Below are 17798 nucleotides of genomic sequence, written 5' to 3'. Positions count from 1 at the left end.
TCATGACCGCAACACTCACCGCTGAAAGAATCACCCCGGCCCCCGTTCTGCGGGTGCGCGACCTCACGATCGCCATCGGTGCGAAGAAGAGCCCCAAACCGATCGTCACGGGAATCAGTTTCGACCTGATTCCCGGACGCATTCAGGGCCTGGCCGGGGAATCCGGCTCGGGTAAGACCGTCTCGTCCCTGGCGATCCTCGGCTTGCTGCCGGCGAACGCCGTCGTGGGCGGGTCGATCGAACTCGATGGCACTGAACTGATTGGGGTGGGCCGCCGGGCTCTGAACAACATCCGTGGCCGTCGCATCGCGATGATCTTTCAAGACCCGTCGTCGAGCCTGCACCCGCAGATCATGGTCGGCGCGCAACTCACCGACCATGTGCGCCGGCACCTCGGCTTGAACGCGGCGGATGCCAGGGCTCGGGCAGTCGAGTTGCTCACCCGCGTGCGCGTGCCGAGTCCCGAGGAAGCGCTGCGGCGCTACCCGCACCAGTTCTCTGGCGGGCAACGGCAGCGCATCGCCATCGCGATCGCGCTGGCCTGCGACCCGGTCGTGCTGCTTGCCGACGAGCCGACCACCGCGCTCGACGTGACGGTGCAGGCCGGCATTCTGCACCTGCTGAAAGACCTCGCACTCGAGCGCAACCTCGCGGTTCTGCTCGTCACTCATGATCTCGGTGTGATGAGCGCGATCGCCGACGACGTCGCGGTCATGCGCCACGGGGCGATCGTCGAGTCCGGCCCGAGAGCGCAGATCTTCGGATCGCCGGAACACGCCTATACCCGCGAACTCCTGGACTCCCTGCCCGGAGCACAGGAGGGTCCATCGAGCCGCGATCTGATCGTGGCCGCACGTGAAGAGGATGCCCGATGAGCGCACTGCTGAACGTCACGAACCTCGTGGTCGAGTACCACGGCACGCAGGTCGTGCGGGCCGTCGACGACGTCTCCCTCTCGATCGAACCCGGGGAAGTTCTCGCCCTCGTCGGTGAGAGTGGATGCGGAAAATCCAGCCTGGCCCGCGCCGTCGTCGGCATGGAGAAGCCGCGTTCCGGCAGCGTCAGCTACCGGGGGAGCACGGTGCCGCTGCTCGGTGTGCGCCGTCGGGACAAACAGTTCACCTCGATTCAGATGGTGTTCCAGGACCCCAACTCCTCGTTGAACCCGCGCGTGCGCGTCGGCCAGCAGATCAGCGAGGGCATCACCACAGCCCTGGCCCGTGGCGAGGCCGGTTCGGTGCCCGAAGAGTGGCTGGAGCGGGTCGGACTGGCGACCTCGATGGTGGGGCGCTATCCGTCAGAACTCTCCGGCGGTCAACGCCAGCGCGTCGCCATCGCCCGCGCCCTCGCGGCGCGCCCGGACCTGCTCGTCGCCGACGAGCCCATCTCGGCGCTCGACGCGTCGAGCCAGGCCTCGGTCGCCGACATGATGCGTCGGCTCGCCCTCGATGCCGGAGCCGGGCTCCTCTTCATCTCGCACGACCTCGCGATCGTCCGGTTGATCGCCGACCGCACCGTCGTGATGTATCGCGGAAAAATTGTGGAGTCGGGCGTGTCGCACCACATCTGGAATGACCCGGTGCACCCGTACACTCAGGCCCTGCTGTCGGCGATCCCTGAGCCGGACGGCAAGGGAAACCTGCCCGCCGCGCCGGCGGCCGAAGCCCCGGCAGAATGGCGCAGCGAGATGCCCAGCGCGCTCGGCCGCGGGTAGTACGTAGAAGGAGACGAGCGTCGGGCGCGCACGCGTCTGGCGAATTGGCAGGGAGCCGGGGAGTGTTTCTCCCCGGCTCCCTGCCTTACGTGTGCCCGCAATGCAGAAGACCCCCGCACATCCTGCGATTCACAGGGATGTACGGGGGTCTTCGTGATGGTGCCGGTGGTGGGACTTGAACCCACACGTCCTTTCGAACAAAGCATTTTGAGTGCTCCGCGTCTGCCATTCCGCCACACCGGCTCACAACACCTCGATCAGAATACCGTAAGGTTTTAGGTGTGACCGACCAAGACACTACCCCCGCTCCTCCCCGCCGCGTTGTCGTCGCGGAGGATGAGTCCCTTATTCGCCTCGATATCGTCGAGATTCTCCGTGACAACGGCTTCGAAGTGGTCGGCGAAGCTGGCGACGGCGAGACCGCTGTCGCCCTGGCGCGCGAACTTCGCCCCGACCTCGTCATCATGGATGTCAAGATGCCGCAGCTCGATGGCATCAGCGCCGCAGAGCGCCTCTCCAAGGAGCACATCGCTCCGGTTGTGCTGCTGACGGCCTTCAGCCAGAAGGAGCTCGTCGAGCGCGCCAGCGAAGCCGGCGCCCTCGCCTACGTGGTGAAGCCGTTCACCCCGAACGACCTGCTTCCCGCCATCGAGATCGCTCTCTCGCGTTACAGCCAGATCATCACGCTCGAAGCCGAGGTCGCCGACCTCGTCGAGCGTTTCGAGACCCGCAAACTCGTCGACCGGGCCAAGGGCCTGCTCAACGAAAAGATGGGCCTGAGCGAGCCCGAAGCCTTCCGTTGGATTCAGAAGGCATCGATGGACCGCCGGTTGACCATGCACGATGTCTCCCAGGCGATCATCGAGCAGCTCAGCGCCAAGAAGTAGCTCAAGCCAAGAAGTAACACTTTTCACCAGACACACAGAAAAAGCCCGGCCGATATCGGCCGGGCTTTTCTATTGCTGCAGGAGGTCAGGCTGAGTAGCCGGAGACATCCTTGATCAGGTTCGTGATGCGGATGGTCGAGCAGCGTCGGCCCGAATCGTCGGAGACGGCGATCTCGTGCGTGGTGAGCGTGCGCCCGAGGTGAATCGGAGTGCACACTGCCGTCACCTGCCCGGATGTCGCCGAACGGGTGTGCGTCGCGTTGATTTCGATTCCGACGGCGAGTTTTCCGGCCCCGGCGTAGAGGTTGGCGGCCATCGAACCGAGCGACTCGCCGAGAACGACATACGCGCCGCCGTGCATCAGCATCGCCGGTTGAGTGTTGCCCTCCACCGGCATCGTCGCCACCGAACGCTCAACCGAGAACTCGATGAACTCGATGCCCATCTTGTCGGCGAGGGCCCCGAGGCCCCGCTCCTTGACCCAGTCGAGGGCATCCGCAGTTTGATCGATCATGGTCACCTTTGCTCGTCTGCCCGCTCGCTCAAGGCGACGCTTGTAGGCTGGGTCTGTGTCGGACTCAAAAAAGCCTACCCTGATGATCATCGACGGCCATTCCCTGGCGTTCCGGGCTTTCTACGCCCTGCCTGTGGATAGCTTCCAAACCCGCGACGGGCAGCACACGAACGCCATCCACGGCTTCCTGTCGATGCTGCTCAGCCTGCTCCGCAATGAGAAGCCCACGCACATCGCCGTGGCGTTCGACATCTCCCGTTTCTCGTTTCGCACCCGCGAGTACCCCGAGTACAAGGGCACCCGCGGCGAGACGCCGTCGGAGTTCAAGGGTCAGATCCCGCTGCTGCAGGATGCCCTCGCGGCGATGAACATCCGTACCCTCACCAAAGAGGACTACGAGGCAGACGACATCCTGGCCACCCTGTCGGTACGTGGCACGGAGGCCGGCTACGACGTGCTCGTCGTTTCCGGCGACCGCGACACGATCCAGCTGGTCAACGAGAACGTCACGTTGCTCTACCCGGCGAGCCAGGGCGTGTCAGCCCTCAAGCGCTACGACCCGGCCGCCGTGCGCGAGCGGTACGGCATCGATCCGCACCAGTACCCGGATATCGCGGCGCTCGTCGGCGAGACCAGCGACAACCTGATCGGCATCTCCAAGGTGGGCGAGAAGACCGCCGTCAAGTGGCTCGGCCTCTACGGCAGCCTCGACGGCATTCTCGAGCACGCCGATGAGATCAAGGGCGTCGTCGGCAACAATCTGCGGGAGCAGAAAGAGAACGCGATCCGCAACCGCCGCCTCAACCGTCTGCTCACCGACCTCGACCTCCCGGTCGAGGTGACGGAGCTTGAGCGCGCGCCGATCGACGAGCCGGCCGTGCGCGCCGTGTTCGAACGTCTCGAGTTCAAGAGTCTGCTCGACCGGGTGATCAAGCTCGAAGGCGGCGAGAACGGTGCTGTCGTCGGCGGCGCCATTGCCGGAGCAGAGCCCGAGGTGGCGCTGCCCGAGATTCCGACGGCCCCGAAGTCGCAAGACCTGCTCGATGAGGAGCTCGAGCTCTGGCTCGCCCGCAATTCAGCGGCGGCCCCGGCCGGTCTCGGCCTGACCGTCGAGGTGCAGGACGGCCACGTCATCGGGTTCGGCCTGTCGAGCGCGACCGAGAGTCTCAACCTGCCCTGGCAGACCGGCCGCAGCGACTACGCCCCGCTCGAGGCGTGGCTTTCCGGCCCCGCCCCCAAGATCATGCACGATGCGAAGCCGCAGTTGAAAGCGCTCAAGCGCAGCGCACTCGCCTTCGACGGGCTCATCACCGACACCCTGGTCGCCGGCTGGCTGCTGCGTCCGGGCGGACCGGACAAGACCCTGTCCGATCTCGTCACGCGCTACCTCGACGAGACGCTCCCGATCCACGACCCCAACCAGCTCGTTCCTGACGACTCGGCCGGTGTTCCGACCGAGGCGTGGTACACGCTGCGGGTCGCCCCGGCCATCCTCGAGGCGCTCGACGCCGGCTCGCTCCGAGTTCTCACCGACATCGAGATTCCGACCCTGCTGGCCCTCGTCGACATGGAGCTGGCCGGTGTCGCCGTCTCGCACGACGAGCTGTCAGAGCTGTCCACCCAGCTGAGCGAGAGCGTCGCCAACCTGGCCGCGTCCGCATTCGCGGAGATCGGCCGTGAGGTCAACCTGGGCTCCCCGAAACAGCTCCAAGAGGTGCTTTTCGACCAGCTGGCGATGCCCAAGACGCGCGCCAACAAGACCGGGTTCACGACGGACGCCGGTGCCCTCGCCGACCTGCAGGCCAGCAACCCGCACCCGTTCCTCGGCCTGCTGTTACAGCACCGCGACGCGACGAAACTGCGCCAGATCGTGGAGACCCTCGACAAGGCCATCGACGAAACCGGGCGTATCCACACCAACTACGTGCAGATCGGCACGGCGACCGGACGCATCTCCTCGAACGATCCCAACCTGCAGAACATCCCGGTGCGCACCGAGGAGGGACGCCGCATCCGTGCCGCCTTCCATGCGGGCGACCAGGCTGAGTCGTTGCTCACCGCCGACTACTCGCAGATCGAGATGCGGATCATGGCGCACCTCTCGGAGGACGCCGGCTTGATCGAGGCGTTCAACGAGGGCGAAGACCTGCACCGTTTCGTCGGCTCCCGCATCTTCGGTGTCGCTCCGGAAGACGTCTCGAACGAGATGCGCTCCAAGGTCAAGGCGATGTCCTACGGTCTGGCCTACGGCCTCAGTGCATTCGGACTCTCGAAGCAGCTCCGCATCGAGACCAAAGAGGCGAAGAAGTTGATGACCGACTACTTCGAACGCTTCGGCGCCGTGCGCGACTACCTGCGTCACGTCGTCGAACAGGCCAAGGTCGACGGCTACACCGAGACGATCTTCGGTCGCCGCCGCCCGTTCCCCGAACTGCACAGCCCGAACCGGGTGCTGCGCGACAACGCGGAGCGCGCGGCGTTGAACGCCCCGATCCAGGGGTCGGCGGCCGACATCATGAAGATCGCGATGAACCGCATCGCCGTCGACCTGCGCGAGAAGCAGCTCGACTCGCGCATGCTGCTGCAGGTGCATGACGAATTGATCTTCGACGTCGCGCCGGGGGAGTGGGACGCCTTGAAAGACGTCGTCACGCACCGCATGCAGACCGCCGCCGAGCTGCTGGTGCCGCTCGACGTGCACGTCGGCCGCGGCACGAACTGGGATTCGGCCGCGCACTAAGCGGCGACCGGTGTCACCGGATACCGCAAGGTTTGCCTGAGCGGCACCGGATACCGCACACATCGTGCGGTTTCCGGTGCCGTTTGCTGTTTTTCCGGACGCATGTGCGCCTGATTTCGCAACGGATGTGCGTCGCGGTTGCATCGGGCAGATGATTCACGCCAGGCTGAAGCCATGAGCAACGACATTCAGCGCACTCCCACCGCGATCGACCAGATCGCCGAAGACTGGGTCGACACCCTCGTCGAACTCGACCCGACCATCGGCACCTACATCGGGCGCACCCACGTCAACGACCGTTTCGGCGACTACTCGCCGGCCGGCCACGAACGCACAGTCCACGAGATCACGCGCGTCATCGCGAAATTGGATGCCGCCACCGCCGTCGACGAGGTCGACGGCGTCACGCAGACCGATCTGCGGAGCGCCCTCGCCCTCGAGTTGGAGAGCGCAGAGGCCCAGCTGCAGCTGCGCGACCTGAACGTGATCGCGTCGCCGGCCCAGAGCATCCGTGAAGCCTTCGACCTCATGCCCACCGACAGCACTGACGACTGGGAGATGGTCTCCCAGCGTCTCGCCGCGCTGCCGGCCGCCGTCGAGGGCTATATCGAGACGCTCCGTCTCGGCATCGAACGCGGCGTCACGCCGGCCAAGCGCCAGGTGCGCGAGGTCATCGAGCAGGCCAAGCGCACGGCCGCGGCCGACGGTTTCTTCACCAGCTTCGTCGCCGGCGCGCGACTCGAATCGGGAGGCGTCCCCGCCGCCCTGGCCGCCGACCTCGCCGCCGGCGCACGTGTCTCGGCCGAGGCCTACAACACGCTGGCGTCGTTCCTCAGCGATGAGCTGGAACCCGCCGCCACCTCGAAAGATGCCGTCGGTCGCGAACTCTACGCACTCGCCTCCCGCCGGTTCCTCGGGGCGAAGATCGACCTCGACGAAACCTATGAATGGGGCATCGAAGAACTCGCCCGCATGGTCGAAGAGCAGGAGAGCATCGCCGACCAGATCAAGCCGGGCGCCAGCGTGCTCGAGGCCATCGAGGTGCTCGACGCCGACCCCGCGCGCAAGCTCTACGGCACCGATGCGCTGCAGAAATGGATGCAGGAGACGAGCGACAAGGCTGTCGCCGAGCTCTCGGCCACCCAGTTCGACATTCCCGAGGAGATCCGTCGGCTGGAATGCATGATCGCCCCGACCCAGGAGGGCGGCATCTACTACACCGGCCCGACCGACGACTTCTCGCGAGCCGGCCGCATGTGGTGGTCGGTACCCGTCGGCGTCACCGAGTTCGACACCTGGCGCGAACTGACCACGGTCTACCACGAGGGCGTTCCGGGCCACCACCTGCAGATCGGCCAGGCCGTCTACAACCGAGCGACGCTGAACACCTGGCGCCGCCAGTTGGCCGGCACCTCAGGCCACGCCGAAGGTTGGGCGCTGTATGCCGAGCGCCTGATGGAACAGCTCGGCTACCTTGACGACCCCGCCGACCGTCTCGGCATGCTCGACGGGCAGCGGATGCGCGCCGCCCGCGTCGTACTCGACATCGGCGTGCACCTCGAGAAGCAGCTGCCCGACGGTTCGGGCCCCTGGACGGCCGAGTACGCGTTCGACTTCCTCGGCAAGAACGTGAACATGAACGACGGCTTCGTGAAGTTCGAGGTGAATCGCTACCTCGGCTGGCCGGGCCAGGCGCCCTCGTACAAGGTCGGTCAACGCATCTGGGAGCAGCTGCGCGACGAGTGCCAGGAGCGGGAGGGGGCAGCTTTCTCGATCAAGGACTTCCACAAGCGCGCCCTTGATCTCGGCGGTGTCGGACTCGACACACTCCGTTCGACTCTGCTGAAGTAGCGGCAATCAGGGTGTCGGGGGATCCGCAACAACCAGTACCGGCAGAGCGTCTCTCGCCGTACGAGACGGTCTGGCGCGGAATCCCCGACACCCTGCATCCCCGCTTGCGGGACTACTGCGGGGCCATCCTTCCGGGTCACCACGGCTACGGGCAGGGTGTTTTCGAACGTGTCGGCACCCCGAGGCGCTGGCTCTGGCCGTTTCTGTGGCTGTTCGGGCGGCCGGATGTCGTGTTCCCCGGCTGGCACCAGAAGGTCCCGTTCACGGTGATCAACCGACCGGCGCGCTCCCCGTCCGGCGCTGCAGCCGTCGCCGCCTCCCGCACTTTTCATTTCACGTCGGGTGACCGCACCATGGTTGACGCGATCACCGCCGAGCGGCGCCGATCGGCCTCGTCGACTACCTCGGCGCCCACCGCCGCTTGCGGGCGTCGCTTGAGGCGAGCGTCGTCGACGGCTCGATGCACCTCGACTCGACCGTTGTCGCGCTGCGAATCGGTCGCCGCTGGCTGACGCTGCCTCAGGTGCTCTCGCCACACGTCACCCTGATGGAACGCTTCGACGATGTCGTCGGGCTGCAGCGCGTGGCGATGGCTCTCACGGCGCCGCTGATCGGTACGGTGTACGAGTACGCGGGGTCGTTCAGCTATGGCCTCCGCGAGGGGGATGGTTCAGCGTGACTCAGCATCAGCATGCCGTACCGCAGCGCGTCGTGATCGCCGGCGGTTCGGGCTTCATCGGGCAGTATCTGGCCGAGGCGTTTCGCGCCGACGGCGCCGAGGTGAGCCTGATCGGCCGCTCGGGTCCCGACGCCCGGTGGGGCGACACCGCAGCGATCAGCCGGCTGCTCGACGGGGCCGACCTGCTGGTCAATCTGGCCGGCAAAAGCGTGAACTGCCGGTACACCCCGGCGAACCGTGCCGAAATCATGCGCTCTCGCATCGAGACCACCCGTGAATTGGCCACGGCCATCCGGGCCTGTGCCACGCCGCCACCGCTCTGGGTCAACTCGTCGACGGCCACCATCTACCGGCATGCCGAAGACCACCCGATGACCGAGACGGATGGTGAGATCGGCACCGGGTTCTCGGTCGGCATCGCCACGGCCTGGGAGAAGGAGCTCTTTGCCGGGGAGCTCCCCGGCACGCGACGGGTCGCGCTCCGGATGGCCATCGTGCTCGGTGACGGCAGTGCGCTGATCCCGCTGATTCGCCTCGCGCAGTTCGGCCTCGGCGGCCCGCAGCTCGACGGCCGCTGGCCGTCCACCCGGGCACGACGGGAAGCCGGCACGTTCCACGACCGGCGGACCGGCGGCGGACACCAGCGTTTCAGCTGGATCCACATCGACGACGTGCTGGGCATCATCCGTTACCTCGTCGATCACGACGAGATCGACGGCGTGATCAACGCCGCGGCCCCCGAACCCGAAGACAACAAGCGGATGATGGCGGCCCTGCGGCGCGCGGTCGGGGCGCCGATCGGCATCCCGACACCACGCTGGATGCTGGAAACCGGCTCCGTCCTGATTCGGACTGAAACTGAACTTGTTCTGAAGAGTCGCTGGGTGATTCCGGAACGAATCGTGAGTTGCGGCTATACGTTTTCGTATCCGAATTTGGAGCCGGCACTCACTCAAATCGTGCATAATCGCGGCTTGCTGAAGACGCGGCCAAACAGCTAAGCTTGAACGTCACGTTCGTGACGAACTATCCGCTGCCGGTGCGGAGTAACCAGAGTGTCGAAACTTGACGTTCTGCCTGTGCCGGCCCGATATATGTCCATACTGGAGCAACTACTACATGACAATCGCAACGACCGACAAGGCACCCAAGCAGGTCGCCATCAATGACATCGGATCTGCTGAAGACTTTCTCGCCGCGGTCGAAAAGACGCTGAAATTCTTCAACGATGGAGACCTCATCGAGGGCACCGTCGTGAAGATCGACCGCGACGAGGTACTCCTCGACGTGGGATACAAGACCGAGGGCGTCATTCCCTCCCGCGAACTTTCCATCAAGCACGACGTTGACCCTTCCGAGGTTGTCAAGGTCGGCGACCTGGTTGAGGCCCTCGTTCTTCAGAAAGAAGACAAAGAAGGCCGCCTCATCCTGTCGAAGAAGCGTGCTCAGTACGAGCGTGCATGGGGCGACGTTGAGAAGATCAAGGATGAAGACGGTGTTGTCACCGGTTCAGTCATCGAGGTTGTCAAGGGTGGCCTCATCGTTGACATCGGTCTCCGTGGCTTCCTTCCCGCCTCGCTCATCGAGCTGCGTCGCGTTCGCGACCTGACCCCGTACCTGGGCCAGGAAATCGAAGCGAAGATCCTCGAACTCGACAAGAACCGCAACAACGTCGTTCTGTCGCGTCGTGCGCTGCTCGAGCAGACCCAGTCTGAGAGCCGCACCACGTTCCTCAACAACCTCCAGAAGGGACAGGTCCGCAAGGGCATCGTCTCGTCGATCGTCAACTTCGGTGCGTTCGTCGACCTGGGTGGCGTTGACGGTCTGGTTCACGTTTCAGAACTCAGCTGGAAGCACATTGAGCACGCCAGCGAGGTCGTTGAGGTTGGCCAGGAAGTCACCGTCGAGATCCTCGAGGTTGACCTGGAGCGCGAGCGCGTCTCCCTGTCGCTCAAGGCTACGCAGGAAGACCCGTGGCAGGTATTTGCCCGCACCCACGCCATCGGCCAGGTTGCACCGGGTAAGGTCACCAAGCTCGTTCCGTTCGGTGCGTTCGTTCGCGTTGCCGAGGGAATCGAAGGCCTCGTCCACATCTCCGAGCTGTCCGGCAAGCACGTTGAGCTCGCCGAGCAGGTTGTCTCGGTCGGCGACGAGGTGTTCGTCAAGGTCATCGACATCGACCTCGAGCGTCGCCGCATCTCGCTGAGCCTCAAGCAGGCCAACGAGGGTGTCGACCCCGAAGGCACCGAGTTCGACCCGGCGCTCTACGGCATGCTCACCGAGTACGACGACCAGGGCAACTACAAGTACCCTGAAGGATTCGACCCGGAGACCAACGAGTGGCGCGAGGGCTTCGAAACCCAGCGCGAGAAGTGGGAGCAGGACTACGCTGCAGCCCAGGCTCGTTGGGAAGCGCACAAGAAGCAGGTTGCTTCGGCAAACGACGAGGTCATCGCTGTCGGCGACGTCGCGTCGGCTGCTGGCTCCTCCTTCTCGAGCGAGACCGCAGGCGCCGGCACCCTTGCCGACGACGAGGCTCTCGCCGCACTGCGCGAGAAGCTGTCAGGCGGCAACTAGTCAGCTTGAACGCGTACTCCTCGGAGTAGTCGTTTAGTGAACTACAGATTGGCCGCACCCTTCGGGGTGCGGCCAATCTGCGTTAACCAGGGCTTGTTCACCAGCTAGTCACGCGGCTTGTGCGGGGCCGACCCCAGGGGCGCCGATCTGATTCCGGCGCCCGACGTAGGCTCGATGCATGCAAGAAGGTCGCCTCCACGTTCACGCCGAATCGTTCCAGGCCGGAGCCGACGCATACGACGCCCATCGGCCGTCGTACCCGCGCGAGACCGTCGCCTGGCTGCTCGGAGACGCCGGTGAGGTTGCCGACATCGGTGCGGGCACCGGCAAACTCACCGGACTCCTGGTCGAGCTCGGAGCCCGCGTCGTGGCCGTCGACCCGTCGGCGGACATGTTGCGGGTGCTCCGCGAACATTTTCCCACCGCGCAGGCGATTGAGGGAGTGGGGGAGCGCATCCCGCTGCCTACCTCGTCGGTCGACCTGGTGACATTCGCTCAGGCCTGGCACTGGGTCGACGTTGCCGCGGCGAGTGCCGAAGTGCGGCGCGTTCTTCGCCCCGGGGGCCGGTTGGCCCTCGTCTGGAACAGCCGGGACGAATCGGTGCCCTGGGTCAACGAACTGTCGCGGGCGATGAACCCGGGGCAGCATGCGGCCGGTGCCTTCGCGCCCGTGCTGGGCGCGGATTGGGCTCTGATCGACAAACGCGTGGACCGGTGGACGCAGGAGACCACGCGCGACGGCATCCGGAGCCTGGTGACGACGCGCAGCTACTATCTCGTGGCCGGTGACGCCGAAAAGGCCGCCATCCTTCAGCGTGTTGAGGCCGTTCTTGACGCTCACGCCGAGACGCGGGAAGCCCCAATACAGCTGCCGTATCTCACCGAGACCTGGATCGCAGCGCCCACCGGATAATCGTCGGTCGTTTCAGTACGGAGCGGGAAGTTCCATGCGGCGCCGCTAGCATTGCAACCGTGTATCTGATTGGACTCACCGGCGGGATCGCAGCAGGCAAGAGCACCGTGGCCAACCGGCTCGTCGAACACGGTGCCGTGCACATCGACGCGGACCAGCTTGCCCGCGCCGTCGTCGAACCGGGAACGCCCGGGCTCGCGGCCATCCGCGAGGCCTTCGGCGCTGGCATGATCCGGGCCGACGGCACTCTTGACCGTGCGGCCCTGGGAGCCCATGTGTTCAGCAACGCCGCCGAGCTCGAGAAGCTGAACGCGATCGTGCATCCCGCGGTGCGCGAGCTGTCCGATTTTCTGATCCGCGAAGCCTCATCCGATCCGCAGGCAGTGGTCGTCTACGACGTGCCGCTGCTCATCGAGGCGAGCACCGCCCAGCCGCATGCCCATCCGTTCGATCTCATCGTTGTCGTGCATGCGAGCGAGGAGACCCGGCTGCGCCGCATGGTCGAGCTGCGGGCGATGAGCGAGACGGATGCCGCGAATCGCATCAAAGCACAGGCCAGCGACGCTGAGCGGATGGCCGTCGCCGACATCGTGATCGACACCGACGGCACGCTCGAGCACACGCTGGCGCAGGTTGATGAGCTCTGGGAACGGGCGCACAGAGCCGCTGCGCTCTCGCGCTAGGCGGGATACCTCGCGCCCAGATACTGACGCGCTTCCGTCGCGACCGAAGAACTTTTTTGTACCGCCCGGGGCCAACTACTGGCATACTCACGACCATGCCGCGTGCAGCGGCCATCGGGGAAGGTGCCACGTGATCAGTGACCTCACGGCGATTACCGGCGGCGTACTTGTCGTCGTAGATCTCGCCATCCGCATCACCGCCCTCATCATTGTTCCGCGAGACCGCAAGCCCACTGCGGCAATGGCCTGGCTGCTCGCGATCTTCCTCATCCCGTTCGTCGGCATCATCCTGTTCCTCCTGATCGGCAACGTCTCGCTGCCGAAGAAGCGTCGTCAGAAGCAGGACGAACTCAACACGATGATCACCGAGCGGGCTGCACACGTCGACCTGGTGACCGATCGCGACACCTGGCCCGACTGGTTCGCGTCGCTCGTGCGGCAGAACCAGGCGGTGGGCGCGCTGCCGGCCGCCGGAGGAAACACGGCGCTTCTCATCGGCGAGTACCAGGCGTCGATCGATGCGATGGCGACGGAGATCGATACGGCAACCCGCTTCGTGAATGTGGAGTTCTACATCGTCTCGTTCGATGCGACCACGCGAGGTTTCTTCGCCGCTCTCGAACGCGCGGTGCAGCGTGGCGTCCAGGTGCGCCTCCTCGCCGACTATGTGGCTTCCCGGCGCGTGTCCGGCCACGACGAGACGTTCGCCGAACTCGACCGCATCGGGGTGAAATGGAGCTACATGCTCCCGGTACGCCCGTTCAAGGGGGAGTACTCCAGGCCCGACCTGCGCAACCACCGCAAGCTCGTCATCGTCGACGGCCTGGTGGCATTCGTCGGCTCCCAGAACCTCATCGACCGCAGCTACAACTCGCCGAAGAACCTCAAACGCGGGCTCAAGTGGCAGGAGCTGGTGACCCGGGTCTCCGGCCCGATCGTGGCGGCGACGAATGCCGTGTTCCTCTCCGACTGGTACTTGGAAACCGACGAGCTGCTCGGTGACGAGGCCAACCTTCCCGCCGGAGATGTGCCGCGGGACCCGTCGGCGGATGCCCTCGTCTGCCAGGTCGTGCCCAGCGGCCCTGGCTACGACAGCGAGAACAACCTGCGCCAGTTCTTGACCTTGGTGACCTCGGCTCAGCGCAAGGTGATCATCACGAGTCCGTACTTCGTGCCGGATGAGGCGATGATGTACGCGATCACCTCCGCCTGCCAGCGCGGCCTGGATGTGCAGCTCTTCGTCTCTGAGATCGGGGACCAGGGGTCGGTCTGGCACGCCCAGCGCTCGTACTATCGCCCGTTGCTCACGGCCGGCGTCACGATCTGGCTCTACCAGGCACCGTTCATTCTGCACTCGAAGCACCTCTCGATCGATGACGACGTGGCGGTGATCGGATCGAGCAATATGGACATCCGCTCGTTCGCCCTCAACTCGGAGGTGACTTTGCTCGTGCGGGGAACCGAGTTCGTGCGGCAGATGCGGGAGGTGGAGCAGGGCTACCGCGACGCCGGACGCGTGCTCACCCTCGAAGAATGGGACAAGGAACCGGCGACGGCCACCTTCCTCGACGGTGTTGCCCGGCTCACCTCTGCACTGCAATAGCGCAGGACGGCACAACGGGGAAGAGGAATCATGGAACATTCGGCTGTGTTGACCGCACTCCAGCTCGGCCCCGTGGCGACAGCTGACTCGCTCGATGGGCGCCACTTTCAGTTTGCCGGTGCGGCCGACGATTCGGCAAACTCCGGCGACTTCGTGACCATTCACTCGCCGGGAAGTCCGGTCAGGGTCGGGCAGATCGAGGACGTGACGCTGACCATGGGGTCGGCGCCGTATGGCTCCGGCCGCGTGATCGGTCAGCTGAAAGCCGATGGCCGGCTCGACACTCGAACGTTCAGCCGGTTCTCCGCCGCCGAGGTGCGCCCGGCAGATCCGGGCACCCTCGACCGGTTCTATCCCGAATCTGTGCCGACAGTGGGAATTGGGACGGTGATGGCGGCGGGCGACGTCTCAGCCCGGTTGCTCTCACGTCGGTTCAACCGTCACACTTTCTGGTGTGGCCAGAGCGGGTCCGGAAAGACCTATGCCCTCGGTGTCGTTCTCGAGCAGCTTCTCATTCACACCGAGTTGCCGATGGTCATCTTCGACCCGAATGCCGACTTCGTTCGGCTGCGTGAGCTCCGTGACATCGGCGGTGCCGACGCCGAGTCTGACGGGCAAAAGGCGTTGACCGAGCGCACCATCCGGGTGTTGCGGCCCGACTTGGACGATCACGACCCTCTGCGGGTGAGATTCACCGACCTCCCGCTGCGCGGCAGAGCGGCGGTATTCCGGTTGGATCCGCTGGCCGACAGGGAGGAGTACAACGAGCTGGCCCGGTTGGAAGAGACGGTCGGCAGCCTGAGCCCCGAGATGATCGCGCCGAAGCTGCGCGCGAGCAACAGTGCGGCTGCGCACGCGTTGGCCGACCGAATCGAGAATTTGAGCCTCACCGACTGGGACGTCTGGGCCGGCGGCAAAGCAGCGGTCACCGACATCATCGACTCCCGGCCAGACGCGACGGTATTGGACCTCGGCGGATTCACCTATCCGGATGAGCCGCTCCTCGTCGCGATGGCCGTGCTGGACGATCTGTGGGCGAAACGGGAGCAACGGCGGCCGATCTTGATCGTGATCGACGAGGCGCACAATTTCTGTTCGCCCGAGCAGAACAGCCCGCTCCACACGGCCGTCCGTGACCGGATCATTCAGATCGCGGCCGAAGGCAGAAAATTCGGCCTCTGGCTTCTGCTCTCGACGCAGCGGCCATCCCGGGTGCACTCGAGCATCGTCTCGCAATGCGACAACCTTGTGTTGATGAAGATGAGTTCTCCCGTCGATCTTGACGAACTCGCGACGATCTTCGGCTTTGTCCCGGCCGCGATGCTGGCCAGGTCACCGCGCTTCCTTCAGGGAGAGGGTTTGTTTGCCGGCGGATTCGTACTCGCTCCGACCATGGTCACGATGGGCGGGCGCCTCACCGAAGAGGGCGGCGCCGATGTGGATGTTCCCCTGCGCGCTCGGTGATCGTGAGGTATCGACAGTCGCATGTCGGTGGTGCTTTGTAGACTGGGGCCATGGAACCAACGCGCTCCGTTCATCCGTTTGAGGTCATCAGCGAGTACACTCCGAGCGGCGACCAGCCCGGTGCAATCGCCGACCTCGCCGCCCGCATCAACGCCGGTGAAACCGACGTCGTCTTGCTCGGTGCGACAGGAACCGGCAAGTCAGCGACGACGGCGTGGCTGATCGAGCAGGTGCAGCGCCCCACGCTCGTGCTCGCTCACAACAAGACGCTGGCGGCCCAGCTGGCCACCGAGTTCCGCGAGCTCATGCCGAACAACGCCGTCGAGTACTTCGTCTCGTACTACGACTACTACCAGCCTGAGGCCTACGTTCCCCAGACCGACACCTTCATCGAGAAAGACTCCTCGATCAACGCCGAGGTCGAGCGCCTGCGGCACTCGACGACGAACTCACTGCTCAGCCGCCGCGATGTCATCGTGGTCTCGACGGTGTCGTGCATCTACGGCCTTGGCACCCCAGAGGGCTACCTCGAGGCGATGATCGCCCTGCAGGTGGGCCAGCGCATCGACCGGGACTGGTTGATCCGCAAATTCGTCTCGATGCAATACCAGCGCAACGATGTCGACTTCTCGCGCGGCAACTTTCGAGTGCGCGGCGACACGATCGAAATCATCCCGATGTATGAAGAGCTCGCCATTCGAATCGAGATGTTCGGTGACGAGATCGAAGCGCTCTACAGCCTGCATCCGCTGACCGGCGATATTGTGCGCAAACTCGACTCGGTGTCGGTGTTCCCCGGCTCGCATTATGTCGCCAGCAACGACGTGATGCAGCGCGCGATCGTCAGCATCAAAGAAGAACTCGAGGTGCGCCTCGAACAGCTTGAACGTGAAGGAAAGCTGCTCGAAGCGCAGAGGCTCCGCATGCGCACGACCTTTGACCTCGAGATGATGGAGCAGATCGGTTTCTGTTCCGGCATCGAGAACTACTCGCGGCACATCGACGACCGTAAGCCGGGGGAGGCCCCGCACTGCCTGCTCGATTATTTTCCCGACGACTTTCTCGTCGTGATCGACGAGTCGCATGTCACAGTTCCGCAGATCGGCGCCATGTATGAGGGCGATTCCTCCCGCAAACGCACCCTCGTCGATCACGGCTTCCGTCTGCCGAGCGCGCTCGACAACCGTCCGCTCAAATTCGGTGAGTTCAAGAACCGTGTCGGCCAGACCGTCTACCTGTCGGCAACGCCGGGCAAATACGAGATGGGTATCGCCGACGGCATCGTCGAGCAGATCATTCGCCCGACCGGCCTGATCGACCCCGAGGTCGTGATCAAGCCGAGCGCCGGGCAGATCGACGATCTGCTCGAAGAAATCCGCAAACGTACCGCTCTCAACGAGCGTGTGCTCGTGACGACGCTGACCAAGAAGATGGCGGAGGAACTCACCGACTTCTTCACGGAGGCCGGCGTGCGGGTGCGCTATCTGCACTCGGATGTCGACACGCTGCGCCGCGTCGAGCTTCTGTCTGAGCTGCGGGCCGGAATTTATGACGTGCTCGTCGGCATCAACCTGCTGCGTGAAGGTCTCGACTTGCCGGAGGTCTCGCTCGTCGCGATCCTCGACGCCGACAAGGAAGGATTCCTGCGGTCGTCGACGTCACTCATCCAGACCATCGGTCGCGCCGCGCGCAACGTCTCCGGCGAGGTGCACATGTATGCCGACCGGATCACGCCGTCGATGGCGCACGCCATCGAGGAGACGAACCGACGGCGCGAGAAGCAGGTCGCCTACAACACCCTCCATGGCATCGACCCGACACCGCTCCGCAAGAAGATCGCCGACATCACCGACATACTCGCGCGCGAAGAGGCCGACACGGCCGAGCTTCTCGCCGGGCGCGACAAGCGCAAGAAGGCTCCGACGCCCAACCTGCGCCGGGAGGGTCTTGCCGCGAACGGCGCCAACGACCTCGAATCGATCATCCTCGACCTCAACACGCAGATGCTCGAGGCTGCCGGGGAGCTCAAGTTCGAGCTCGCCGCCCGGTTGCGTGACGAGGTGTCTGAGCTCAAGCGGGAGCTGCGTCAGATGGAGAAGGCCGGCCACCTGAGTTCGTAGCGGCAGAGCGCGCGGTCGAGCGGGCTACGCCCGAGTCCCTGCTGAGGGCTCGG

At 64.9% G+C, this 17798-nt stretch carries 14 protein-coding genes, 1 tRNA gene and 1 pseudogene; 14 read left to right on the top strand and 2 right to left on the bottom strand.

Annotation, left to right across the window (positions count from 1 at the left end; all coding sequences use genetic code 11):
- The first annotated feature begins 2 nt into the window (after positions 1-2).
- Positions 3-875: an ABC transporter ATP-binding protein gene (locus tag AC1DCF_RS16240; RefSeq protein WP_477211908.1), complete on the top strand. Its 873-nt coding sequence runs from the start codon at positions 3-5 to the stop codon at positions 873-875.
- On the top strand, positions 872-1714 hold the full coding sequence (locus AC1DCF_RS16235; protein WP_477211907.1) for an ABC transporter ATP-binding protein: 843 nt from the start codon (positions 872-874) through the stop codon (positions 1712-1714). The genes AC1DCF_RS16240 and AC1DCF_RS16235 overlap by 4 nt, the downstream gene beginning before the upstream one ends.
- Before the next feature lie 157 nt (positions 1715-1871).
- Here AC1DCF_RS16235 and AC1DCF_RS16230 read toward each other — a convergent pair.
- A tRNA-Leu gene (locus tag AC1DCF_RS16230) sits at positions 1872-1957 on the bottom strand.
- A 38-nt stretch (positions 1958-1995) separates the two neighbouring features.
- Between AC1DCF_RS16230 and AC1DCF_RS16225 the strand changes: the two genes are divergently transcribed.
- Positions 1996-2601, top strand: a complete 606-nt coding sequence (locus tag AC1DCF_RS16225; protein ID WP_345062536.1) for an ANTAR domain-containing response regulator — start codon at positions 1996-1998, stop codon at positions 2599-2601.
- 85 nt (positions 2602-2686) lie between these two features.
- Here the strand turns inward: AC1DCF_RS16225 and AC1DCF_RS16220 are convergent, their stop codons facing one another.
- Complete coding sequence (locus tag AC1DCF_RS16220; RefSeq protein ID WP_441789878.1) at positions 2687-3115, bottom strand: hotdog fold thioesterase; 429 nt, start codon at positions 3113-3115, stop codon at positions 2687-2689.
- 55 nt (positions 3116-3170) lie between these two features.
- On the opposite strand from AC1DCF_RS16220, the gene polA reads away from it, so the two are divergent.
- The 11 genes and pseudogenes from polA to uvrB all read left to right on the top strand — a co-directional run bounded on the left by polA (position 3171) and on the right by uvrB (position 17745).
- Positions 3171-5855, top strand: a complete 2685-nt coding sequence (gene polA / locus AC1DCF_RS16215) for a DNA polymerase I (RefSeq protein ID WP_477211906.1) — start codon at positions 3171-3173, stop codon at positions 5853-5855.
- A 174-nt stretch (positions 5856-6029) separates the two neighbouring features.
- Entirely contained in the window at positions 6030-7706 is a 1677-nt protein-coding gene (locus AC1DCF_RS16210; RefSeq protein WP_477211905.1) for a DUF885 domain-containing protein, read from the top strand.
- Positions 7707-7717: 11 nt separating this feature from the next.
- Positions 7718-8062, top strand: a pseudogene (locus AC1DCF_RS16205) (DUF4166 domain-containing protein); the annotation flags it as partial.
- Positions 8063-8091: 29 nt separating this feature from the next.
- Positions 8092-8385 carry a DUF4166 domain-containing protein gene (locus tag AC1DCF_RS16200; RefSeq protein WP_477211942.1) on the top strand — a complete coding sequence of 98 codons (294 nt, stop codon included), beginning with the start codon at positions 8092-8094 and terminating at the stop codon, positions 8383-8385.
- Positions 8382-9386: an epimerase gene (locus AC1DCF_RS16195; RefSeq protein ID WP_477211904.1), complete on the top strand. Its 1005-nt coding sequence runs from the start codon at positions 8382-8384 to the stop codon at positions 9384-9386. Before AC1DCF_RS16200 ends, AC1DCF_RS16195 begins: the two co-directional genes overlap by 4 nt.
- A 118-nt stretch (positions 9387-9504) precedes the next feature.
- A complete protein-coding gene (gene rpsA / locus AC1DCF_RS16190) occupies positions 9505-10962 on the top strand; it encodes a 30S ribosomal protein S1 (RefSeq protein ID WP_477211903.1) in 1458 nt (485 codons plus the stop codon).
- Positions 10963-11140: 178 nt separating this feature from the next.
- Positions 11141-11875, top strand: a complete 735-nt coding sequence (locus tag AC1DCF_RS16185; protein WP_477211902.1) for a class I SAM-dependent methyltransferase — start codon at positions 11141-11143, stop codon at positions 11873-11875.
- Positions 11876-11934: 59 nt separating this feature from the next.
- The gene (gene coaE / locus AC1DCF_RS16180; RefSeq protein ID WP_477211901.1) at positions 11935-12558 is read left to right on the top strand and encodes a dephospho-CoA kinase; all 624 of its coding nucleotides are present in this window, start codon (positions 11935-11937) and stop codon (positions 12556-12558) included.
- Between the two features lie 130 nt (positions 12559-12688).
- Positions 12689-14161: a cardiolipin synthase gene (cls, locus tag AC1DCF_RS16175; protein WP_477211900.1), complete on the top strand. Its 1473-nt coding sequence runs from the start codon at positions 12689-12691 to the stop codon at positions 14159-14161.
- A 30-nt stretch (positions 14162-14191) separates the two neighbouring features.
- Positions 14192-15625, top strand: coding sequence for an ATP-binding protein (locus AC1DCF_RS16170; protein WP_477211899.1), 1434 nt, complete (start codon positions 14192-14194; stop codon positions 15623-15625).
- A 50-nt stretch (positions 15626-15675) separates the two neighbouring features.
- Positions 15676-17745 carry an excinuclease ABC subunit UvrB gene (uvrB, locus tag AC1DCF_RS16165; RefSeq protein ID WP_477211898.1) on the top strand — a complete coding sequence of 690 codons (2070 nt, stop codon included), beginning with the start codon at positions 15676-15678 and terminating at the stop codon, positions 17743-17745.
- Positions 17746-17798 lie beyond the last annotated feature (53 nt).

The sequence above is a fragment of the Leifsonia sp. 10L418 genome (assembly GCF_056395445.1).
This window is presented reverse-complemented; position numbering and strand designations above follow the sequence as displayed.